The sequence below is a fragment of the Roseomonas indoligenes genome, assembly GCF_017813365.1.
In the GTDB taxonomy this organism is placed as follows: domain Bacteria; phylum Pseudomonadota; class Alphaproteobacteria; order Acetobacterales; family Acetobacteraceae; genus Roseomonas; species Roseomonas indoligenes.
Map to the genome: position 1 here is coordinate 1 of NZ_JAGIZA010000012.1, position 20,398 is coordinate 20,398.

The 20,398-nt window shown below is 70.7% G+C and carries 19 protein-coding genes and 1 rRNA gene; 6 read left to right on the top strand and 14 right to left on the bottom strand.

The window, feature by feature from the left end; genetic code table 11:
- A 16S ribosomal RNA gene (locus J5Y10_RS18160) occupies positions 1 to 120 on the bottom strand; the annotation flags it as partial.
- Between the two features lie 421 nt (positions 121 to 541).
- Positions 542 to 3,133 (bottom strand): ATP-dependent chaperone ClpB, encoded by a 2,592-nt coding sequence (gene clpB, locus J5Y10_RS18165; RefSeq protein WP_209375665.1) that lies wholly within the window; start codon positions 3,131 to 3,133, stop codon positions 542 to 544.
- 126 nt (positions 3,134 to 3,259) lie between these two features.
- Between clpB and J5Y10_RS18170 the strand changes: the two genes are divergently transcribed.
- From J5Y10_RS18170 to J5Y10_RS18180, 3 genes are all read left to right on the top strand, one after another.
- Positions 3,260 to 4,039, top strand: coding sequence for an MOSC domain-containing protein (locus tag J5Y10_RS18170; protein WP_209375465.1), 780 nt, complete (start codon positions 3,260 to 3,262; stop codon positions 4,037 to 4,039).
- 126 nt (positions 4,040 to 4,165) lie between these two features.
- Positions 4,166 to 5,224, top strand: a complete 1,059-nt coding sequence (locus J5Y10_RS18175; protein ID WP_209375466.1) for a glycosyltransferase family 4 protein — start codon at positions 4,166 to 4,168, stop codon at positions 5,222 to 5,224.
- 112 nt (positions 5,225 to 5,336) lie between these two features.
- Positions 5,337 to 7,544, top strand: a complete 2,208-nt coding sequence (locus tag J5Y10_RS18180; protein WP_209375468.1) for an amylo-alpha-1,6-glucosidase — start codon at positions 5,337 to 5,339, stop codon at positions 7,542 to 7,544.
- Between the two features lie 44 nt (positions 7,545 to 7,588).
- Here the strand turns inward: J5Y10_RS18180 and J5Y10_RS18185 are convergent, their stop codons facing one another.
- The 4 genes from J5Y10_RS18185 to hisS all read right to left on the bottom strand — a co-directional run bounded on the left by J5Y10_RS18185 (position 7,589) and on the right by hisS (position 11,460).
- Entirely contained in the window at positions 7,589 to 8,056 is a 468-nt protein-coding gene (locus J5Y10_RS18185) for a DUF4167 domain-containing protein (RefSeq protein ID WP_209375470.1), read from the bottom strand.
- A 241-nt stretch (positions 8,057 to 8,297) separates the two neighbouring features.
- Positions 8,298 to 9,164: a peptide chain release factor N(5)-glutamine methyltransferase gene (prmC, locus tag J5Y10_RS18190; RefSeq protein WP_209375471.1), complete on the bottom strand. Its 867-nt coding sequence runs from the start codon at positions 9,162 to 9,164 to the stop codon at positions 8,298 to 8,300.
- Complete coding sequence (prfA, locus tag J5Y10_RS18195; RefSeq protein WP_209375473.1) at positions 9,161 to 10,216, bottom strand: peptide chain release factor 1; 1,056 nt, start codon at positions 10,214 to 10,216, stop codon at positions 9,161 to 9,163. Before prfA ends, prmC begins: the two co-directional genes overlap by 4 nt.
- The gene (gene hisS / locus J5Y10_RS18200) at positions 10,216 to 11,460 is read right to left on the bottom strand and encodes a histidine--tRNA ligase (RefSeq protein WP_209375475.1); all 1,245 of its coding nucleotides are present in this window, start codon (positions 11,458 to 11,460) and stop codon (positions 10,216 to 10,218) included. Before hisS ends, prfA begins: the two co-directional genes overlap by 1 nt.
- A gap of 83 nt (positions 11,461 to 11,543) precedes the next feature.
- Between hisS and J5Y10_RS18205 the strand changes: the two genes are divergently transcribed.
- Positions 11,544 to 11,816, top strand: coding sequence for a hypothetical protein (locus J5Y10_RS18205; protein ID WP_209375476.1), 273 nt, complete (start codon positions 11,544 to 11,546; stop codon positions 11,814 to 11,816).
- Positions 11,817 to 11,824: 8 nt separating this feature from the next.
- Here the strand turns inward: J5Y10_RS18205 and J5Y10_RS18210 are convergent, their stop codons facing one another.
- The 5 genes from J5Y10_RS18210 to J5Y10_RS18230 all read right to left on the bottom strand — a co-directional run bounded on the left by J5Y10_RS18210 (position 11,825) and on the right by J5Y10_RS18230 (position 16,891).
- On the bottom strand, positions 11,825 to 12,004 hold the full coding sequence (locus J5Y10_RS18210; RefSeq protein WP_209375478.1) for a hypothetical protein: 180 nt from the start codon (positions 12,002 to 12,004) through the stop codon (positions 11,825 to 11,827).
- Positions 12,004 to 13,167: a flavodoxin-dependent (E)-4-hydroxy-3-methylbut-2-enyl-diphosphate synthase gene (gene ispG, locus J5Y10_RS18215; RefSeq protein ID WP_209375479.1), complete on the bottom strand. Its 1,164-nt coding sequence runs from the start codon at positions 13,165 to 13,167 to the stop codon at positions 12,004 to 12,006. Before ispG ends, J5Y10_RS18210 begins: the two co-directional genes overlap by 1 nt.
- Before the next feature lie 110 nt (positions 13,168 to 13,277).
- Positions 13,278 to 14,378, bottom strand: a complete 1,101-nt coding sequence (locus tag J5Y10_RS18220) for a helix-turn-helix domain-containing protein (RefSeq protein WP_209375480.1) — start codon at positions 14,376 to 14,378, stop codon at positions 13,278 to 13,280.
- 156 nt (positions 14,379 to 14,534) lie between these two features.
- Positions 14,535 to 15,596, bottom strand: a complete 1,062-nt coding sequence (locus J5Y10_RS18225) for an NAD(P)H-dependent flavin oxidoreductase (RefSeq protein ID WP_209375666.1) — start codon at positions 15,594 to 15,596, stop codon at positions 14,535 to 14,537.
- A 74-nt stretch (positions 15,597 to 15,670) separates the two neighbouring features.
- Positions 15,671 to 16,891 carry an aspartate kinase gene (locus J5Y10_RS18230; RefSeq protein WP_209375481.1) on the bottom strand — a complete coding sequence of 407 codons (1,221 nt, stop codon included), beginning with the start codon at positions 16,889 to 16,891 and terminating at the stop codon, positions 15,671 to 15,673.
- Between the two features lie 130 nt (positions 16,892 to 17,021).
- Between J5Y10_RS18230 and ubiG the strand changes: the two genes are divergently transcribed.
- Positions 17,022 to 17,738 (top strand): bifunctional 2-polyprenyl-6-hydroxyphenol methylase/3-demethylubiquinol 3-O-methyltransferase UbiG, encoded by a 717-nt coding sequence (gene ubiG, locus J5Y10_RS18235; RefSeq protein WP_209375483.1) that lies wholly within the window; start codon positions 17,022 to 17,024, stop codon positions 17,736 to 17,738.
- 44 nt (positions 17,739 to 17,782) lie between these two features.
- Here ubiG and J5Y10_RS18240 read toward each other — a convergent pair whose 3' ends face one another.
- From J5Y10_RS18240 to J5Y10_RS18250, 3 genes are all read right to left on the bottom strand, one after another.
- Positions 17,783 to 18,247, bottom strand: coding sequence for a DUF1178 family protein (locus J5Y10_RS18240; protein ID WP_209375484.1), 465 nt, complete (start codon positions 18,245 to 18,247; stop codon positions 17,783 to 17,785).
- A gap of 90 nt (positions 18,248 to 18,337) precedes the next feature.
- Positions 18,338 to 18,595 (bottom strand): glutaredoxin 3, encoded by a 258-nt coding sequence (gene grxC / locus J5Y10_RS18245; RefSeq protein WP_209375486.1) that lies wholly within the window; start codon positions 18,593 to 18,595, stop codon positions 18,338 to 18,340.
- 31 nt (positions 18,596 to 18,626) lie between these two features.
- Entirely contained in the window at positions 18,627 to 19,397 is a 771-nt protein-coding gene (locus J5Y10_RS18250) for a ComF family protein (protein ID WP_209375488.1), read from the bottom strand.
- Positions 19,398 to 19,495: 98 nt separating this feature from the next.
- Between J5Y10_RS18250 and J5Y10_RS18255 the strand changes: the two genes are divergently transcribed.
- Positions 19,496 to 20,383: a methyltransferase domain-containing protein gene (locus J5Y10_RS18255; protein ID WP_209375490.1), complete on the top strand. Its 888-nt coding sequence runs from the start codon at positions 19,496 to 19,498 to the stop codon at positions 20,381 to 20,383.
- Positions 20,384 to 20,398 lie beyond the last annotated feature (15 nt).

Consider the following 20,398-nt stretch of genomic DNA (forward strand, 5'->3'; position numbering starts at 1 on the left):
CCTGGACATGTTCCTACGCGTTACTCACCCGTCCGCCACTGACATTGCTGTCCGTGCGACTTGCATGTGTTAAGCATGCCGCCAGCGTTCACTCTGAGCCAGGATCAAACTCTCAAGTTCATCAATGCAGCAGCCCAAAAGCTGCCAACATCTCAGAGAAGACCCAAGCCAAAACTCGCTCGCTACTCTCTCTCCTGCAAACCCATCGCCCAACAATCAGATCAAAACACGTGACACCAGCCACGCATCCCTCCCCAAACCATCAAGGCCAAGAGCCGCAAAAACTCTTCCTCGTCTTCAGGAAAACAGATTTTCATGTCAAGGAACAACAATCGGAGGATCCGGGCTTCCCCGGCTGGGCAGGCCCAACCTCTGATCGGAACCGCGACCGAAGTGGCTAGCGGGGCAACGTATTTAGCGATCTATGACCGCTTTGTCAACCCTGCCCGTCCACTTCTTTCCGGGCCACCGCGGCGGCCTCGTCGGCGCCCTCGGTGTGGGGCGGCTTATATGGGCCGCTCCCACACCTGTCAAAGGGGTGTCACACAGTTTCCGCAACCGTTCCGTTCGGTGACACTTCGAGGCCATCAGGCCCCACGGTAACGCCGAGCGACTGGCCGTCGCGGATCGAGCCCTCAAGCAGCATCCCGGCCAAGCGATCCTGCAGGTTACGCTGGATCACCCTCTTCAGCGGGCGTGCACCGTAGGTCGGATCGTACCCGGCCTCCGCCAGCCAATCCCGAGCTTCCTGGTCCAGTTCCAGCACGATCTTGCGGTCAGCCAGCAGCTTGCGCAGGCGCCCGAGCTGGATGTCGACGATCGAGCCCATGTCGCCGCGTGCAAGGCGGCGGAACAAGACCACCTCGTCCAGCCGGTTCAGGAACTCCGGCCGGAAACGCGTGCGGACCACGTTCATCACCTGCCCACGCACAAGGTCCACGTCCTCGCCCTCGGGTTGGGCGGCCAGGATCTCGCTGCCCATGTTGCTGGTCAGCACGATCAGGGTGTTACGGAAGTCCACCGTCCTCCCCTGCCCGTCCGTCAGGCGCCCGTCGTCGAGCACCTGCAGGAGAATGTTGAAGACGTCGTCGTGCGCCTTCTCCACCTCGTCGAACAGGATGACCTGGTAGGGCCGACGCCGAACCGCTTCCGTGAGGGCGCCGCCCTCCTCGTAACCGACATAGCCCGGAGGCGCACCAATCAGGCGGGCAACCGCGTGCTTCTCCATGTACTCCGACATGTCGATCCGCAGCAGGGCGCGCTCGTCGTCGAAGAGGAAGCTCGCCAGCGCCTTGGTCAGCTCCGTCTTGCCGACGCCCGTCGGGCCGAGGAACAGAAAGCTTCCAATCGGACGTGAGGGATCCTGCAGCCCAGCGCGGGCGCGCCGCACCGCCTTGGACACGGCCTCGAGCGCCTCCTCCTGGCCGACGACCCGCTTGCGCAGCTCGTCCTCCATGCGGATCAGCTTGGCCCGCTCGCCTTCCAGCATCTTCTCTACCGGAACGCCGGTCCAGCGGGAGACAACGGCGGCGACGCCCTCCTCCGTGACGGCTTCGTTCACTAGGCGTCCGCCATCATCCGCCGTCTCGGCGATCTTCTTCTCCAGGCCAGGGATGACGCCGTAGGTCAGCTCGCCGGCGCGGGCATAGTCACCCTTCCGCTGCGCCAGCTCCACCTCCGTGCGGGCGCGGTCCAACTCCTCCTTTGCCTTTTGGGCTTCGCCGAGCCGGTTCTTCTCCGCCTGCCAACGCGCCGCCAGGGCGGCCGAGCTCTCCTCAAGCGCGGCAATCTCCCGCTCCAGCTTCTCCAGCCGGTCGCGGGACGCCGCGTCGGTCTCGCGCTTCAGCGCCTCCCGCTCGATGCGGGAGCGCATGAGGTCGCGGTCGATCGCGTCCAGCTCCTCAGGCTTGCTGTCCACAGCCATGCGCAGGCGGGAAGCGGCCTCGTCCACGAGGTCGATCGCCTTGTCCGGCAGGAACCGGTCGGTGATGTAGCGGTTGGACAGGGTCGCCGCCGCGACGAGCGCGCTGTCCGCGATCCGCACGCCGTGGTGCAGCTCGTATTTTTCGCGGATGCCGCGGAGGATGGAGATGGTGTCCTCCACGCTCGGCTCACCCACGAAGACGGGCTGGAAGCGACGGGCCAGGGCCGCGTCCTTCTCCACATGCTTGCGGTACTCGTCCAGGGTGGTCGCGCCGATGCAGTGCAATTCGCCGCGGGCGAGAGCGGGTTTGAGCAGGTTGGAGGCGTCCATGGCGCCATCCGCCTTGCCCGCGCCCACGAGCGTGTGCATCTCGTCGATGAATAGGATGATCTCGCCGTTCGCGGACTCGATCTCCGTCAACACGCCCTTCAGGCGCTCCTCGAACTCGCCGCGGTACTTCGCGCCGGCCACCATCGCGCCGAGGTCGAGCGCCAGCACGCGCTGGTTCTTCAGCGCCTCCGGCACGTCGCCATTGATGATGCGCAGGGCCAGCCCCTCGACGATCGCGGTCTTGCCCACGCCGGGCTCGCCGATCAGCACGGGGTTGTTCTTCGTGCGGCGGGCCAGCACCTGGATGGTGCGGCGGATCTCCTCGTCACGGCCGATCACCGGGTCCAGCTTGCCGTCGCGCGCCGCATCCGTCAGGTCGCGGGCGTACTTCTTCAGCGCGTCGAACTGCTGCTCCGCGCTCGCACTGTCCACCTTGCGACCTTTGCGGACGGCATCCACGGCCGCCTCAAGCGCCTGCGCCGTCGCGCCAGCCTTCACCAGCAGGCGGCCGGCCGGCGTATCGCTGGCCGCAATCGCCACGAGCAGCCGGTCCTGGGCGACGAAGCTGTCGCCCGCCTTGCTCGCCAGGCGCTCGGCGGAGTCCAGCACGCGCACGAAATCCGGCGTGACCTGGGGCTGCCCGGCACCGCCCCCGGAGACGCGGGGGTTCCTGCCAACTTCGGCATCCACCCCCTGCTTCACCGCGGCCGCGTCGCCGCCGGCAGCGCGGATCAGGCCGGAGGCCGCGCCCTCTTCGTCGTCCAGCAGGGCCTTCAGCAGGTGCTCCGGGGTGACGCGCTGGTGATATTCCCGGATGGCGATGGTCTGGGCGGCCTGCAGGAAGCCGCGCGCCCGCTCAGTAAGCTTCTCGATGTCCATATCTCTCATGTCCCTCATGGAGGCGACCGCCCTCCCCGCCCCTGACGGCGACGGGTTCGGCGTTTGAGTGGAAAGTGGTAACGCTCTTCCGTACCCTTCAAGGGGTTGGTTTCAGAGGATTTGCACATGCGGGTGGAACACCTCTACCGCTACCCGGTGAAGGGACTCACGGCCGAGGCGCTGGAGGAGATCCGGCTGGTTCCGGGCGAGACGGTCCCCCATGACCGGCGCTTCGCCCTTGCTCAGGGCGATGCCCCTTTCGACGAGAGCGCCCCGGCTTTCCTGCCGAAGCAGAACTTCGCCTGCATGATGAAGAACGGGAAGGTCGTGCTGGTCCGCTCGGCCTTCGACCCCCGAAGCGGAACCCTTGCCCTGGCGGCAGAAGGCTTCGAGCCGCTGGTGGCCCCGACCGGCACGGCCGAGGGCAAGACGGCCCTCGGCGACTGGCTGATCCGCTTCCTCGGCGATGAGGCCCGGCACGGCACGGCGCCCGACGGCACCCCCCGCCCGCCCCGCTTCACCGAGGCGCCGGGACACGCCTTCACCGACCAGCGCCTGAAGGGGATCTCACTCCTCAATCTGGCGAGCCTGGCGGCGGTGGAGAAGGCCATCGGCCGCCGGCTGGACCCGCTGCGCTTCCGGGCGAACATCTATTTCTCCGGCCTGCCGGCCTGGGCGGAGCATGAGTGGGTCGGGCGCGACGTGCTGCTCGGCGGTGCCCGGATTTCCGTCTTCAAGCGGACCCAGCGCTGCCCCGCGACCCAGGTGGACCTGGCGACCGGGGAACGGGACGTGGACCTGCCGCGGCTGCTGCGCCAGCACTTCGGGCACATGGACCTCGGCGTCCACGCCACCGTGGCGGAAGGAGGCCGCGTGGCGGTCGGGGACGCGCTGGAGGCGGCGTGACAGCGCCGGCAAGCCCGTTGCTGCGCTGCAACCAGACCAACAATTGTAAGTTCTAGCCCTGGCCCTGACCGGGGCGCCGGCCGGGGCCGGCGGGGAGGTTGAGGGGCCAGGAGAAGCCCCCGACCCATGCGCATCGCCCAGGTTGCGCCGCTCGCCGAAGCGGTTCCGCCCAAGCTCTACGGCGGCACGGAACGCATCGTCTCCTACCTCACCGAGGAACTGGTCGCCCTCGGCCATGAGGTGACCCTCTTCGCCAGCGGGGACAGCCTCACCTCCGCCGGGCTGGAGCCGATCCTGCCGCAGGCGATCCGCCTCGACCCCTCCATCCGCGACGCGACCGCCCCGCACATGCTGATGGTGCAGCGCGTCCTGGATCTCTCTGCCCGATTCGACATCGTCCATTTCCATATCGACCACCTGCACCTGCCGGCCATGCGCGGACGCGGCCTGCCCTTCGTCTCCACCTTCCACGGCCGCCTGGACCTTCCGGAGATCGAGCCCCTCCTCTCCGCATTCCCCGACGCACCCTTCATCTCCATCTCCGACAGCCAGCGGCGTCCCCTGCACCATGTGGACGTCAACTGGGCGGGCACCGTGCTGCACGGCCTGCCGCAGGACCTGCTACCCTTCAGCCCGCGCCAGGGCGGCTACATCGCCTTCCTCGGCCGCATCTCCCCGGAGAAGGGCCCGGACACCGCCATCCGTATCGCCCAGGCCGCCGGCATTCCCATCCGGATCGCCGCCAAGGTGGACCGCGCCGACCAGGCCTATTTCGAGGAGGTGGTGCAGCCCCTGCTCTCCCTCCCCGGCGTGGAGTTCATCGGCGAGATCAACGAAACCCAGAAGGCCGAATTCCTCGGCAACGCCCTCTGCCTCCTCACCCCCATCGCCTGGCCAGAGCCTTTCGGGCTGGTGATGATCGAGGCGATGGCCTGCGGCACCCCAGTGATTGCTTTCAACCGCGGCTCCGTGCCCGAGGTGATCGAGGACGACGCCTCCGGCTTCATCGTCGAGGACGAGACGGGCGCGCTGGCCGCGCTGAAAAAGGTCCAGTCCATGGACCGCGCGCGCGTGCGCCGGGAATTCGAGGCCCGCTTCACGGCCCGCCGCATGGCGGAGGACCACCTCGCCCTCTACCGCCGCTTGCTCGGGCAGGAGCGCACCACCATCCTGCGCGCGGTCTAGAGCCCCGAGCCGGCCTGCGACCCGGGCGAGAGGCCCGGGCGTATCCGGCCCTGGGCAACCCCGGGGCCGGCGGGGCATTCAACCCGAGCGAACCGCGCCAGAGGAATTTTGCATGGATGATGAAGGCGCAGGCCTGCCGCGGGCTGAGGAAGAGAGTGGCTGGAGCGTTGCCGCGACGGCGGCCACGGCGCTGGCCCTCTATCGGCCCCGGACCCTGAAGAACGGCCCATCCTTCGTAGTGCTCGACCACTTCGGAGACGCCCAGGCGATCGGATCAACCGCCGAGGGGCTGTTCCACGACGACACGCGCTTCGTCTCCCGCCTTTCCCTCCGCGTGGCCGGGATGCGGCCCCTGCTGCTCTCCTCGGCGGTGAGCGCCGACAACACCGTGCTGACGGTGAACATGACGAACCCCGACCTAGCGGTCGCGCCGGATCGCAAGCTGCCGAGGGACACGATCCATGTGGAGCGCCAGATGGTGCTCGGCGCCGGGCTGCTGCGGGAGCGTATCTCCGTGCGGAACTTCGGGGACGCGCATCTCTCCACGGAGATCTCGCTCTCCATCGCCACCGATTTTGCGGACATCTTCGAGGTGCGCGGGCAGAAGCGCACCCGGCGCGGGGAGCGCCGCGCGCCGGAGGTCCGGCCGAATGGAGACCTGGTCTTCGCCTATCGCGGCCTCGATGAGGTGGAGCGCCGCACCCGCCTGCGCTTCGACCCGACGCCGCAGGGCAGCCCAGCCCGCGACAACCGGTGGCCGGTGGAGCTTGAACCGGGCGGTTATGTGGTCATCGAGGTGACGACCCTCTGCGAGTCCGGGCCCGAGGCAGCCGAGGTTCCCGCGCCCCCCGCCTTTGACGCTCTGCTGGCCGGGATCCGGAACTGGGGCGACGTGCGGGAGAGGCAGCGCGCTGGCGTCATCTCCTCCAACCAGGCCTTCAACGACTGGTTCGCGCGCTCCGCCTCCGACCTCGCCATGCTGACGACCGAGACGGAGGCCGGCCCTTTCCCATATGCCGGCATCCCCTGGTTCTCCTGCCCCTTCGGCCGGGACAGCCTCATCACCGCCATCCAGTGCCTCTGGGCCGATCCGGAGCTGGCCCGCGGGGTGCTGCGCTACCACGCCAAGCTGCAGGCGACGGAATTGGACCCGGCGCGGGACGCCGAGCCCGGCAAGATCCTGCATGAGAGCCGCAGTGGCGAGATGGCGGCGTTGCGCGAGGTCCCCTTCGGCCGCTACTACGGATCGGTGGATTCCACGCCGCTCTTCGTCGTCCTGGCCGCGCAATACGCGGAGCGCACCGGCGATCTCGCGCTGATCCGGGAGATCTGGCCACATATCGTCGCCGCGCTCGGCTGGATCGAGCGGCACGGCGACATCGATGGGGACGGGCTGCTGGAGTACGACCGCCAGTCCCTGAACGGCCTGGTTAACCAGGGCTGGAAGGACAGCTGGGACAGCGTATTCCACGCCGACGGCAAGCTGGCCGATGCGCCGATCGCGCTGATCGAGGTCCAGGCCTATGGCGAGGCCGCCTGGCGCGGCGCCGGGCGGCTGGCGAAGGCGCTGGGGCACGAGGACGAGTCCGCTCTCTGGACCGACCGTGCGGACGCGCTGCGCGCCCGGGTGGAGGAGGCTTTCTGGGTTGAGGAGCTGAGTACCTACGCCCTGGCCCTGGACGGCGAGAAGCGGCCCTGCCGGGTGCGCTCCTCCAATGCCGGGCACGCTCTGCTGACAGGGCTTCCCTCCCCCGACCGGGCGAGGCGGATCGCGCAGACGCTGATGACGCCGGAGAGCTTCTGCGGCTGGGGCATCCGCACCATCGCCGAGGGCGAGAGCCGCTACAACCCGATGAGCTACCACAACGGGTCGGTCTGGCCGCACGACAACGGGCTGATCGCGCTGGGGATGAAGCGCTACGGGCTGAATGCCCAGCTGGAGCGCTTGCTGACGGGCATCTACGACTCGGCCCTGGCCGTCGACATGTACCGTCTGCCAGAGCTGTTCTGCGGCTTCCCCCGCCGTCATGGCGAGGGGCCTACCGCGTACCCGGTGGCCTGCCTGCCGCAGGCCTGGGCGGCGGCCACGGTCTACGCCTCGCTCGGCGCGATGCTCGGCGTGTCCTTCCGCCCGGAGGAGGGAGTGATCCGCTTCGTCCGTCCGTTCCTGCCGTCCTGGCTGGAGGAACTGCGGATCGAGAACCTGCGCCTGGGTGCCGCGACGGTGGACGTGCGGCTGCGCCGGCACGACACGGATGGCGGCGTCTCGCTGAACGTGCTGCGCCGCCGCGGTCAGGTGGAAGTGGCCGTCATTACCTGAAAGGAAGGGAGGCGGTCATGGACTGACCGCCTCTCCGCTGCCCGTTACTGAAGGGTCTCTCGGGTTTCGCCGTCAGCGCCGTCGTAGCCGGAAGAGCCGGTGATCTGCGCCTCCCCCTCGGCTTCTGCGAAGCCGTCCCCGCCCTCGTTGCCCTGATAGCGGCGGCCGCCGTGCTGCGGGCCGGCGCTGCCGCCGGTCTGCTGCTGCTGGGCCTGGTTCATCGCATTGAGAATGCGGAAGTAGTGTTCCGCGTGCTGGAAGTAGCCTTCCGCCATCACGCGGTCGCCCGAGCCGGTCGCGTCCCGACCGAGCTGGAGGTACTTCTCGAAGAGCTGCTGCGCGGTACCGCGCATCCGCATGTCCGGCCCGATCGAGTCGAAAACGTGGTTCCGGTTCATCGGCTGGTTGCCGTTGTGCTGCGGGCGCGGACCGCCGCCCCCACCACCGCCGCCACCGCCGTTGTGGCCACCCTGGCGGAAGTTCCCGCGGCCGCGCATACGCTTCATGTTCATCTGGATCTGGTTCGCACTTCCATGCTCGCGCTGACGGCGTTCGCGACGGGCGCCTTGCGCCCATACGCTGCCGGGTAGCGGGTGCTGTCCCCGACCGGGGAGTGTTTGTGCCTGGCGGCGGGCCGGGCGCGCGGCATATCCCAGAGAGGGTGCCAGGGGCTCCGGCGGACCCGCCGCGCATCGCGCGATAGGGGCCGCGATGGAAACCTAGTGAGCCTGCGCGATTCCGCCAAATGGTTTTTTACGGGCCTGCCAGAACCAGGGCGCGGGGCACCCCGCCCAGATCCGGGCGGCATTCCAGCGGCCGGAGGCCGGCGGCGCGGGCCAGGGCGGCGACGCCAGCCTCCTGGCCCTGCCCCAATTCCAGCACGGCCCGTCCGCCCGGTGCCAGGAGGCCGGGGATGGCGGCCGCCAGCTGCCGGTAGGCGTCCAGCCCATCCGCCCCGCCGTCCAACGCCAGGGCGGGTTCGTGGAGCGCCACCTCCGGCATGAGGGCGGGGATGGCGGCGCTCTCGATATAGGGCGGGTTGGAGAGGACGAGGTCGAAGCGCCCGGAAAGGGGCGCAGACCAATCGCCCGCGAGAAACGCCGCGCGACCGGCCAGCCCGTTCCGGGCGGCATTGGCGCGCGCCAGGGCGGCTGCCGCAGGCTCGCGGTCCACCCCGACCCCGAAAGCGAATTGGAACTCTGAGAGCGCGGCCAGGAGCACCGCCCCCGTTCCCGTCCCGAGATCCAGCACCCGACGAACGCCGCCCCGCTCCGGAAGGGCATCGAGGGCGGCCTCCAACAGCGTCTCGGTATCGGCGCGCGGGATGAGGGTGGAACCGTCCACCAGCAGGTCCAGGGTCCAGAAGCCGGCATGGCCGAGGAGGCGCGCCATAGGCACGTTCCGCGCCCGGGCGGCGAGGCTCCCTCGGAAGACGGCCTGGGCCGAAGGCGGCACGGGCGCGCGCGGGTCGCGCAGCAGGTCCTCCTGACGGCAGCCCATGGCGTGGGCGAGAAGGAGGCGCGCCTCCATCCGCGGTCCTTCGATCCCCGCCGCGCGGAGAAGCTGCCCGGCCTGGCAGAGGAAGGCCCCTACCGATTCACCGGGCTCGCACCCGCTCACGCCTCCTCGGCCGCTAGGCGGGCCGCCTGGTCCTCGGCCATCAGGGCATCGATGATGTCGTCCATCTCGCCCATCATCACCCGCTCCACCTTGTGCAGGGTCAGGCCGATGCGATGGTCGGTCACGCGCCCCTGGGGGAAGTTGTAGGTGCGGATCCGCTCGCTGCGGTCACCCGTCCCCACCTGCCCCTTTCGGTCGGCGGCGCGCGCACCGGCAAGGGCCTGGCGCTGGGTCTCGTAGATACGGGCGCGCAGCACCTTCATCGCCTTCGCGCGGTTCTTGTGCTGGGACCGCTCCTCCTGCATCGCCACCACGGTTCCCGTGGGAATATGAGTGATGCGGACGGCGCTGTCCGTCTTGTTCACGTGCTGCCCGCCGGCGCCGGAGGCGCGGTAGGTGTCGATGCGAAGGTCGGATTCGTTGATCTGCACGTCCACCTCCTCCGCCTCAGCCATCACGGCGACGGTGACCGTGGAGGTGTGGATGCGGCCCTGGGTCTCGGTGGCCGGCACGCGCTGGACGCGGTGCACCCCGCTCTCGAACTTCAGCTTCGCGAAGACGCCGCGGCCGGAGATGTTGGCGCTGGCGCCCTTGATGCCGCCCGCCTCGCTCTCATCCCATTCCAGGATCTCGAAGCGCCAGCCCTGCGTCTCGGCATAGCGCTGGTAGGCGCGGAACAGCTCGGCGGCAAACAGGCCGGCCTCGTCGCCGCCCGCGGCCGGACGGACTTCCAGAATGGCGGAGCGCTCGTCGGCCGCGTCGCGCGGCAGCAGCATGATACGGATCTCGTGCTCCAGGGCGGGCACGCGGTCGCGCTGCTCGTAGAACTCGGACTCGGCCAGCTCCCGCATCTCGGGATCGGCCATCATCGCCTCGGCGTCGTCGCGCGCGCGCTCGGCCTCGCGCAGCTCCTGAACCTTCGCGACCACGGGCTCGATCTCCGACAGCTCCTTCGACAGCGCGCCGAAGCGGCTGCCATCGGCCGTGCCGAGCTCGTGCCGCAGCTCCTCCGCGCGGGTGAGGATACGGTCCAGCTTCGCGGGAAGCGCCATCAGCCCAACCGGGCGGCCAGTTCCGCCAGCGGCACCCGGTCCTGCGTGCCGGAATCGAGGTCGCGCAGCTGGGCCAGGCCCTCGGCCAGCTCCTGATCACCGATGATGACGGCAGCGCGGGCATTCAGCCGGTTCGCGCGCTCCATCCGGCGCTTCAGGTTGCCCTTATAGGCGATCTCGGCGGTGATGCCGGCCCGGCGGAGCGCCTGCACGGCGTCCAGCGCGGCACCTTCTGCCGCCTCGCCCACGGGAATGACGGCCACGGGCCTCGGCGCGGCGGGCGTAGCCTCCAGCAGCATGGAAAGGCGCTCCACCCCCGCGGCCCAGCCGACGGAGGGCGTGGCGGGGCCGCCCATCTCCTCCACCAGCCCGTCATATCGGCCGCCGCCCATCACTGTGCCCTGGGCCCCCAGGCGCCCGGTGACGAACTCGAAGGCGGTGTGGCTGTAGTAGTCCAGGCCGCGAACGATGCGCGGGTTCTCGCGGAAGGGCACGCCGAAGCGCTCCAGGGCGCGCTTCACCTCGGCATAGTGCCGGGCGGCGTGAACCGTCAGGTGCGCGTGGATGGTGGGGGCATCGGCCACCAGGGCGCGGTCGCCGGGGTCCTTGCTGTCCACGATCCGCAGCGGGTTCTTCTCCAGCCGCCCGCGGCTCTCGTCGGAGAGCTTGTCCACCGATGCCTGGAAGTAGGCGACGAGTGCGGCGCGATACGCGTCCCGGCTCTCGGCGTCGCCAAGCGTGTTGATCTCCAGCACGGTGCCCTCGGTGATGCCGAGGGCCTGCTGGATGTGCCAGCCGCAGGCGATCACCTCCGCATCGGAGAGAGGCTCGGCCGCGCCCATGACCTCCGCGCCGATCTGGTGGAACTGTCGGTAGCGGCCCTTCTGCGGCCGCTCGTAGCGGAACATGGGCCCGGCGTAGAACACCTTGCGCGGCAGGTTGGCCTGGGTGAGGCCGTTGGTCACCAGCGCCCGGCATGCCCCCGCCGTGCCTTCCGGCCGCAAGGTCACGCTCTCCCCGCCCCGGTCGGTGAAGGTGTACATCTCCTTGGAGACGACGTCCGAGGTCTCGCCGAGGCTGCGGGAGAAGACGCGGGTGTCCTCGAAGATCGGGGTGGCCCACTCCTCGAACCCATAGAGGGAAGAAATGCGGCGGGCCGTGTCGACGACGTGGTGATGCCGCCGGAACTCCTCGCCGATCAGGTCGTGCGTGCCGCGGGCGGGCTGAAGATCGGGCTTGGCCATGGTGGCGGGCGGATTAGCACCGCCGGAAGGCGATGTCCCTACCCCGCTTTGCGCGCCGGCCCGCCGGCCCCTACAGGGTGGGCATGATCGGCTATCGTATCCTCTTCGTCCTCGGCGCGCTCGCCGCCCTCGCCTACCTGGCCCTGGTCGGCCTGGGCATGTTCGACGGGATCGGCCCCTGGGAGGTCCTCATCCTGGCGGGGGCGGCCGGAGTCCTCTACGGCAGCCATGCCCTCGCCCGGCGGGGAAGGACGGCCCTGGCCTGCCTGTTGCTCCTGGTCCTCGTCCTGCCGGGCCTGCTCGCCGTGGCGGCGGCCGCCTACATCAGCGCGGTCGGCTTCGGCCCCCATCACTGAGGAGCCGCTCAGGTTCCCCTGAGCGCGGCCACGGCGCGGTGGAGGTGTTCCTTCGCCTCCTGGAACACCTCGGCATCCGACTCGTCCATCGGGCCGTGCCCCTCCTCGAACTCCTCCAGGAGGTCGAGGATGGCCTGCTCCATGGCAGCGAGAACGGGGTGCTGTTCCCCCTCTTCGGCGCTGGGCATCACTCGGCCGCCTGAACGACGAGGGGGATGTCGCCCACGGCCTCCGCGGCCTTCGCGGCCGCCTTCTCCGCGGCAAGCTTCTCGGCCCGGGTCTCAACCAGTTCCACGATGTGGTCGACCATGTCGCCCGTCTTCGTCGTGTGGCTCGTCTTGCCGGCGGAATAGACCATGTGCGTGCCGGAGCCGCCCCCGGTCAGGCCGATATCCGTCATCAGCGCCTCGCCCGGCCCGTTCACCACGCAGCCGATGATGGAGAGCGTGATGGGCTGCTCGATATGCGCCAGCCGCTCCTCCAGCGCCTCGACCGTCTTGATGACGTTGAAGCCCTGCCGCGCGCAGGAGGGGCAGGAGATGATCTTCACGCCGCGGTGGCGGATGCCGAGGGACTTCAGGATGTCCCAACCCACATGCACCTCCTCCTCCGGCTCGGCGGAGAGGGAGACGCGCAGCGTGTCGCCGATGCCGGCCCAGAGCAGGTTGCCCAGGCCGATGGAGGACTTCACCGTGCCGGCGCGCTTGCCTCCCGCCTCGGTGATGCCGATGTGCAGGGGATGGTCGCAGGCCTCGGCCAACTGGGTATAGGCGGCCACGGCCAGGAAGACGTCGCTGGCCTTCACGCTGATCTTGAACTGGTCGAAGTCGTTCTGCAGCAGGTGGTCGGCGTGCCAGAGGGCGCTTTCCACCAGCGCCTCCGGGTTGGGCTCCCCGTACTTCTCCAGCAGGTGCTTCTCCAGGCTGCCGGCATTCACGCCGATTCGGATGGAGCAGCCATGGTCGCGCGCCGCCTTCACCACCTCCTTCACCCGCTCCGCGGAGCCGATGTTGCCGGGGTTGATGCGCAGGCAGGCGGCGCCGGCCTTCGCGGCCTCGATGGCGCGCTTGTAGTGGAAGTGGATGTCGGCCACGACCGGGACGTTCACCTCCCGCACGATCTCGGCCAGGGCGGCGGTGGCTTCCTCCGTCGGGCAGGAGACGCGGACGATGTCCACCCCGGCCAGCTCCGCCCGGCGGATCTGGGCGATCGTCGCCTCCGCATCCTCGGTCGGGGTATTGGTCATGGTCTGGACGGTGATCGGCGCATCCCCGCCCACGGGGACCTTGCCCACCATGATCTGGCGGGACTTCCGGCGCTCGATGTGCTGGTACGGGCGATAGGAGGACATTGGCGGGACTTTCCCGAAGTGTCTCCCCGATATGGCAGGCGTCGCGCCGCCGGCCAAGGGAAGATCGAATGACGCGCCCGCCCCCTACCCCGGGGGCGGGGTCTAGCCGGTCACCGCGCCGGGGGCGCGGGCCGGGGCTGGCGCAGCTGGTCGGGGTTGAGCTGGACGTCGCGCACCACGCCGGTCCGCCCTTCAAGCACCGTGCTGGCCTGGCCATCCACCACGATCTCCAGCCCCTGCGCCTTGCCAGTGGTCAGGACCAGCCCCTCGCGCGGAACCGCGTAGGTCTCCCCGGGGCGCAGCACGCGGTTCAGCACCGTCTGGCCGGAGCGCGGGTCGCGGATCTGAACCCAGGATTCGTCCGTCGCGCGCAGGGTCAGGCGGTTCGGCGGCTCCGCCGGCGCTGTGGGAGTGGTTGGCGGCGGGGGCGCCGGGGCGGCTGGCGCGGAGGCGACCGGTCCCGGAGTCGGCGTCGGCGTCGGAGTCGGGCCCTGCGCCGCAGGTGCCTGCCCGGGGAGGGCCGGCGGGCGGAATCCGCCCTGGGCCGCGCCACTGGCGGGCGAGGACCCGGCGGGCGGAGAGGCGGCCGCCGAGGTCGGGGCAGTGGGTGCAGGGGCCTGCGCGCCGGCCGGACCGCCGGGAGCAGCGGGGGTCACGCCCGGGCGGCCTGCCGCGGCGCCGGGAGTCGCCTGGCCAAGCGTGGGCGGAAGGACCGGGGCGGTGTCCGCGGGGGGCAGCCCGGCGGCCTGCCGAGCGTCACGCGCCGCCTGCTCGATCCGGGCTGGCACGGGCGGAACCCCGTCCACCGTACGGTCAGCCGATCCGCTCCATCGCCACCAGGCAGCATAGGCGCCGACCATGATGACGACGCCGAGCAGCAGGACCACGCCGGCGGGGATCCCCCGCTCCGGCACCGGCTCGGGGAAGACGAGGTCCCTGCCCCGCCCCGGCGCGCCGGTCTCGCGGTAGCGGCGGGCCATGTCGTCGGCATCCAGGCCCAGCGCCCGGGCATAGGTCCGCACGAAGCCCACCGCATAGGCCGGCCCGGGAAGGTCGCGGCTGCGTCCCTCCTCCAGCGCGGCGAGGTAGCGGCGGTTGATACGAAGGCCGTCGGCCACTTCCTCGAGCGTGGCGCCCAGCGCGAGCCGGGCGTCCCGCAGCTCCTCGCCCACGCGGGCTGCCTCCGCCGTCATCATCTCGGGCTTCACCATCGTGGGAACGGAACTTCTCGGGGTGGAACGGGGGCAGTCCTAACGCGCGGGGCGGGGGCGTGGAAGCCCCACCCCATCACGTTGTCTCGGCCCCGCCCGGGGCCTGGGAACGGCACGGCCCGGGCGCGACGGGCCGCCGCGGCGCAGCGCCAGACCTCAGGCGGCGCGGGCCGTGAGAGCGGCGGCGGCCTGGGCCGTCAGCTCCGCCAGGATCTCGGCCACCGGGGCCTCCTTCGTCACCATGCCAACGCTCTGCCCGGCCATGAGGGAGCCGTTCTCGACATCGCCCTCGATCACGGCGCGGCGCAGCGCGCCGGCCCAGTAGTGCTCGATGTCGAGCTGGGCGGCGGTCTTGTCCAACTCGCCGGACTGGTGGCGGCGGATCACCTCGGCCTGATGCACGAGGAACTGCTTCGTGCCGTCGTTCTGCAGGGCACGGACGGGGATCACGGGAAACCGCTCATCCAGCTGCACCGTCGGCAAGGCGTCGCGCGCCGCGCCGCGGATGAAGGCCTGCTTGAAGCGGGGGTGGGCGATGCTTTCTGTCGCGCAGACAAAGCGCGTGCCCATCTGAACGCCCGCCGCACCCATCTCGAGGTAGGAGACCATCGCCTCCCCACGGCCGATGCCGCCGGCGACAAAGACCGGCACCTCCGCCGCCATGGCGGGCAGGATCTCCTGCGCCAGCACGTTGAGGGAAACGGGGCCGATATGCCCGCCCGCCTCGGATCCCTCGATCACCAGCGCGTCGGCACCGGAGCGGACCAGCTTCTTTGCCAGGGCGAGCGCAGGGGCGAAGCACACCACCTTGGCGCCGCCCTCCTTCGCCTTGCGGATCGCGGGGGTGGGGGGGATGCCGCCGGCGAAGACGATATGGCCGACCTTCGCGTCGAGGCAGACCTGAACCAGCGCGTCCAGCCGGGGATGCATGGTGATGAGGTTCACGCCGAAGGGCCGGTCGGTCAGCGCCTGGGTGGCCGCGATCTCCTCGGCCAGCCGCGGCGGCTCCATCGCCCCGCAGGCGATGACCCCGAAGGCGCCGGCATTGGACAGGGCAGAAACGAGGTTCCGCTCGCTGATCCAGGACATGGCGCCGCCGAGGATCGCGTATTCACTACCCAGGAAGGCCGCACCGCGCGCCATCAGCGCCCGCAACCGCGCCCGCGCCGCCTCATCCGACGGACCGGCGGGAGGCGGCGGGACGGGGCCGCCCGCCATCTCGGCCGCCCGCGTGCCGGGCGTGTCACCCTGGGCCGGCGGGATCGTGGACAGGTCCGTCACGGCGCCCGTCATCAGGCCGGGGCGTCCAGGCCATAGGCGGTGTGCAGGGCGCGCACCGCCAGTTCCGTGTACTCGGCGCCGACCAGCACGCTTGTCTTGATCTCGCTGGTGGAGATGACCTGAATGTTGATCCCCTTCTCCGCCAGCGTCTTGAACATGGTCGCCGCCACGCCCGCGTGGCTGCGCATGCCGATGCCGACGATGGAGATCTTCGTGACCTCGGGGTCGGCCAGCACCTCGGCATAGCCGATGCTGGCCCGCTCCTTCTCAAGCACCTCGCGGGCGCGCGGCACGTCGGCCTTGCCCACCGTGAAGGTCATGTCCGTCGTGCCGTCCGAGGCCAGGTTCTGCACGATCATGTCGACGTTCACGTTGGCATCGGCCAGCGGGCCGAACACCGTTGCCGCGATGCCGGGCTTGTCCGGCACCCGCCGCAGCGTGACCTTCGCCTCGTCGCGGCTGTACGCCACGCCCGTCACCAGGGGCTGTTCCACGATCTCGTCCTCGTCCACCACCATCGAGCCCGGCCTGTCCTCGAAGGAGGACAGGACCTGGACCCGGACCTTCTGCTTCATCGCCAGCTCGACCGACCGGGTCTGCAGCACCTTCGCGCCGACCGAGGCCAGTTCCAGCATTTCCTCATATGCCACGGCCGGCAGCTTGCGCGCCCGCGGCACGATCCGCGGGTCGGTCGTGTAGATGCCGTCCACGTCCGTGTAGATGTCGCAGCGGTCCGCCTTCACCGCCGCCGCGATCGCGACCGCCGAGAGGTCGGAGCCGCCGCGGCCGAGGGTCGCCACCCGCTCCTCCGGCCCGATACCCTGGAATCCCGCGATGACGGGAACCTGGCCCCGCCCCATGGCGGAGACGAGGCGGGAGCCGTCGATCTCCTCCACGCGTGCCTTGCCGTGGGCGCCATCCGTTGTGATGGGAATCTGCCAGCCCTGCCAGGATCGGGCATCGACGCCGATCGTCTGCAGGGCGATTGAGAGCAGCCCGATCGTCACCTGCTCGCCGGTGGCGACCACCGTGTCGTACTCCCGCGCGTCATGCAGGGGCGACAGGTCGGAGCACCACTTCACCAGCTGGTTGGTCACGCCGGACATGGCGGAGACGACGACCGCCACCTCATGGCCGGCGTCCACCTCGCGCTTCACGCGGGTGGCGACGTTGCGGATGCGGTCCAGGTCGGCGACGGAGGTGCCGCCGAACTTCATGACGATGCGGGCCATCGGAGGTTGGGTGACTGCCGTGTCTGTGGGCGCGAGAGGGCGCGCGCGGGTTGCGCCCCGGCGCGGGGCGGCACAGATACCGGCCCCGGCCCCCCTGGGCAACCTCGGGGCGCATTCACGGGGGATTCCGATGCAGCAGGGCACCGTTCGGGCCAGCGAGGTCGCCAAGTTCGATGCCCTGGCGGCGGAGTGGTGGCAGCCGCGCGGCCCCATGGCCCCGCTTCACGCCATGAATCCGCTCCGCACCGGCTGGATCGCGGACCGCCTGGCCGCGCGCCACGGCCGCGCCGGGCGGGACCTTTCGGGCCTGCGCGTGCTGGACGTGGGCTGCGGCGCCGGGCTGGCCAGCGAGGCCCTGGCCCGGTTCGGCGCAGAGGTGACGGGACTGGATGCCGCCGGCGCCGCCCTTTCCGCCGCCCGCGCCCATGCGAAGGCTGGCGGCCTCTCCATCGACTACCGGGAGGGCCGGCCGGAGGACCTCTCCGGCACCTGGGACGCCGTGGTGTCCCTGGAGGTGATCGAGCACGTGGAGGAGCGGGCTGAGTTCCTCGCGGCCCTGGCGCGGGTGGCGCGGCCGGGCGGGGCGGTGTTCCTCTCCACCCTCAACCGCACCCCACGGTCCTTCCTAATCGCCAAGCTAGGGGCGGAGTACGTGCTGCGCCTGCTGCCGCGCGGCACCCACGACTGGAAGATGTTCGTCACGCCCGCGGAACTGGGTGCGGGCATGCGGAGGGCGGGCATGCGGGTGTCCGACATCGCCGGGATGAGCTTCGACCCGCTCTCCGGCCAGTGGCGGGAGAGCCGGGACCTGGCGGTCAACTACATCGCAATGGCGGAGAAGGGCTGAGGGTTCCTGCAGCGGGCTGCCCCGAGGCCCGGCGATCCGCTCCGTCAGCCGTCCGCCCGCGGCACCCAGGGAATGCTGCCGATCTCGATCCCCTCGTCGGCCAGCGCCTCGGCCTCCTCGGGAGTCGCGTCGCCGTAGATGCCGCGGTGCTCGCTCTCGCCCCGGTGCATCTTCCGCGCCTCCTCGGCGAAGTCGCGGCCGACATGGTCGCAGTTCTTCTCCACCTCGGCCCGCATGCGCTGGAGCAGCGCCATGAGCTGGGCAGGCATCGGACCGGCGGTCGCCGCTTTATCCTGGGGAAGCTGCTGGGGCTCGGACGGGACGACGGGCACAGCCTCGGCCCGAGGCTTCGCGATGGCCGGCGCCATCAGGTCGCGCCGCGCCCGGGTGTCGCCGCAGACCGGGCAATCGACCAGGCCGGCGGATGCCAGCTTGTCAAAGGCGGCACTGTCCTTGAACCACCCGTCGAAGCCGTGGTCCTGGCTGCAGCGAAGCTGGTAGTGGATCATCTCGTTTCTGTTGGTTAGCGTCAGGCAGAACGCCCCTTCTGGCACCCCGGAGACGGAAGTGCCAGCCTTGCGGGCGTCCCTTTGGCCGGATCAGGCCGCCAGAAGGGCGTCCAGCTTGCCCGCGCGTTCCAGCGCCGCCAGCTCGTCCGAGCCGCCTATCGCCTGCCCGCCGATGAAGATCTGCGGCACGGTCGTGCGCCCTCCCGAGCGCTGGATCGCGGTCTTGCGGGCGGCGGAGCCGCCCGGCGCGTCGATCTCCTGGTAGCTGGCCCCCTTGCGGGTGAGCAGCGCCTTCGCGCGCTCGCAATAGGGACAGAAGGGGATGGTGTAGATCTCGATCTCGGGCATTCCGCCCATCTCGGTAACGGAGCGGCGCGCTTCAAGGCATCCGCGTGCCGGATAGGCGGGGATCGGCCACGCGGGCCGCCGCCAGCACCTCCACCCGCGCCACGCCGGCCGCCAGCAGCGCCGCGGCGCAGGCCTCCGCCGTGGCGCCGCTGGTCAGCACGTCATCGACGAGCAGCACCCTCCGGCCCTGAAGGCGTGAGAGGGCACGCGGCGAGGCTTCCACCGCGCCTGCCAACGCCGCGCGTCGGGCCTCGGCACCAAGGCGGCCAAGCGACGGGGTGGGTGTCGCCCGCCGCAGCGCGTCCGGAAGCACCGGCCGCCCGGCAAGCCGGCCGAGCCGCATCGCCAGCAGCGCCGCCTGGTTGTAGCGCCGCGCCAGCAACCGGCGCCGGTGGATCGGCACGGGCACCAGGAGTTCCGCCCCCTCCAGCAGCGCCGCGCCGGCAACGGCCATGTGCCGGGCCAGGGGTCCCGCCAGCTCCGTCCGGTCAGCGTGCTTCAGGGGCAGCACCAGCCGGGCGACCGCGTCGTTGTAGGCGAAAGCGGCCCGTGCCCGGGCATAGAGCGGCGGACCGGCGGCACAGGCCGGGCAGAGCCCGCCCTCCCCCACGCCGTCATGCTCGAAGGGCACGCCGCAGATCAGGCACATCGGCGCGACGATCGCGTGCAGCCCGCCGAAGCAGTCCTGGCAAAGCGCCCCCTGCTCCAGCACCGGCCGGTCGCAGGACAGGCATTGCGGCGGCAGGACCGCATCCAGCAGCCCGGTCACGCCCCGGCGCAGCGCGCCCGAAAGGGCCTGCATGCCCCCTCTCCTCTCCGGTTGCCCCGAATCATCGCAGGGCAAGGCAGGGTGCGGAAGAGCCACTGGCGGCGGAGGCGCCGGCACGACATATCCTCGCGATGAGCGGATCGCCCCACCTCGTCTTCGACCGTGCCCTGTTGCGGCGCCGGCGCGACCGCGCCGCCACCACCCAGCACCGGGTGGCGCCTGTGCTGGAAGCGGCGGCGGAGCGGCTGCTGGATCGGCTGGACGACACGACCCGCCGCTTCGCCCGCGCGCTAGAGATCGGCGGACGGGGCATCGTGGCGCCGGTCCTGCGCGAACGGGGCGTGGACCTTGTGGTCTCGATGGACCTCTCGGCGCGGCAGGCGGCCGGGGCCAGGGGCCTGCCGGTCGCCGGGGACGAGGAGTGGCTCCCATTCGCGGCGGGGACCTTCGACCTGGTGGTCGCCAATCTCAGCCTGCATTGGGTGAACGACCTGCCGGGTGCATTGGCGCAGATCCGGCGCGCCATGGCGCCGGACGGGCTGTTCCTCGCCACGATGCCGGCGCTGGGTACGCTGCAGCCGCTGCGGGAAGCCCTGACCTCCGCCGACTCTGCGCTGCGCGGCGGTGCGGCACCCCGGGTGTCGCCGTTTCCGGAACTGCGGGACGGGGCGGCCCTGCTGCAGCGCGCCGGCTTCGCCCTGCCGGTGGCGGACCTCGAGGAGATCACGCTGGCTTATCGGGACCCGCTGCTGCTGCTGCGGGACCTGCAGGCCGCAGGGGAAGGCAATGCCGTTCTCGCCCGGGATGGCCGCATCCCGCCCCGCGCGCTCTTTCCGACGGCGCTCGCGGCCTTGCCCGCCGGGCCTCAGGGCGTGGAGGCGGCCCTGCGCCTGCTCACGCTGACGGGGTGGAGCCCCGGCCCCGACCAGCCCAAAGCTGCCCGGCCTGGCAGTGCGACCGCCCGGCTGGCCGATGCTTTGGGCACGGTGGAGAGGAAGGCGGGCGAGCGGCCGGGCTGACCCGGCCGGAACGCC

Excerpts from the sequence above, each read along its gene's own strand:
- clpB (WP_209375665.1), bottom strand. The coding sequence starts at position 3,133 with ATGGACATCGAGAAGCTTACTGAGCGGGCGCGCGGCTTCCTGCAGGCC.
- J5Y10_RS18170 (WP_209375465.1), top strand. The coding sequence starts at position 3,260 with ATGCGGGTGGAACACCTCTACCGCTACCCGGTGAAGGGACTCACGGCC.
- J5Y10_RS18175 (WP_209375466.1), top strand. The coding sequence starts at position 4,166 with ATGCGCATCGCCCAGGTTGCGCCGCTCGCCGAAGCGGTTCCGCCCAAG.
- J5Y10_RS18180 (WP_209375468.1), top strand. The coding sequence starts at position 5,337 with ATGGATGATGAAGGCGCAGGCCTGCCGCGGGCTGAGGAAGAGAGTGGC.
- J5Y10_RS18185 (WP_209375470.1), bottom strand. The coding sequence starts at position 8,056 with ATGAACATGAAGCGTATGCGCGGCCGCGGGAACTTCCGCCAGGGTGGC.
- prfA (WP_209375473.1), bottom strand. The coding sequence starts at position 10,216 with ATGGCGCTTCCCGCGAAGCTGGACCGTATCCTCACCCGCGCGGAGGAG.
- hisS (WP_209375475.1), bottom strand. The coding sequence starts at position 11,460 with ATGGCCAAGCCCGATCTTCAGCCCGCCCGCGGCACGCACGACCTGATC.
- J5Y10_RS18205 (WP_209375476.1), top strand. The coding sequence starts at position 11,544 with ATGATCGGCTATCGTATCCTCTTCGTCCTCGGCGCGCTCGCCGCCCTC.
- J5Y10_RS18210 (WP_209375478.1), bottom strand. The coding sequence starts at position 12,004 with ATGCCCAGCGCCGAAGAGGGGGAACAGCACCCCGTTCTCGCTGCCATG.
- ispG (WP_209375479.1), bottom strand. The coding sequence starts at position 13,167 with ATGTCCTCCTATCGCCCGTACCAGCACATCGAGCGCCGGAAGTCCCGC.
- J5Y10_RS18220 (WP_209375480.1), bottom strand. The coding sequence starts at position 14,378 with ATGGTGAAGCCCGAGATGATGACGGCGGAGGCAGCCCGCGTGGGCGAG.
- J5Y10_RS18225 (WP_209375666.1), bottom strand. The coding sequence starts at position 15,596 with ATGGCGGGCGGCCCCGTCCCGCCGCCTCCCGCCGGTCCGTCGGATGAG.
- J5Y10_RS18230 (WP_209375481.1), bottom strand. The coding sequence starts at position 16,891 with ATGGCCCGCATCGTCATGAAGTTCGGCGGCACCTCCGTCGCCGACCTG.
- ubiG (WP_209375483.1), top strand. The coding sequence starts at position 17,022 with ATGCAGCAGGGCACCGTTCGGGCCAGCGAGGTCGCCAAGTTCGATGCC.
- J5Y10_RS18240 (WP_209375484.1), bottom strand. The coding sequence starts at position 18,247 with ATGATCCACTACCAGCTTCGCTGCAGCCAGGACCACGGCTTCGACGGG.
- grxC (WP_209375486.1), bottom strand. The coding sequence starts at position 18,595 with ATGCCCGAGATCGAGATCTACACCATCCCCTTCTGTCCCTATTGCGAG.
- J5Y10_RS18250 (WP_209375488.1), bottom strand. The coding sequence starts at position 19,397 with ATGCAGGCCCTTTCGGGCGCGCTGCGCCGGGGCGTGACCGGGCTGCTG.
- J5Y10_RS18255 (WP_209375490.1), top strand. The coding sequence starts at position 19,496 with ATGAGCGGATCGCCCCACCTCGTCTTCGACCGTGCCCTGTTGCGGCGC.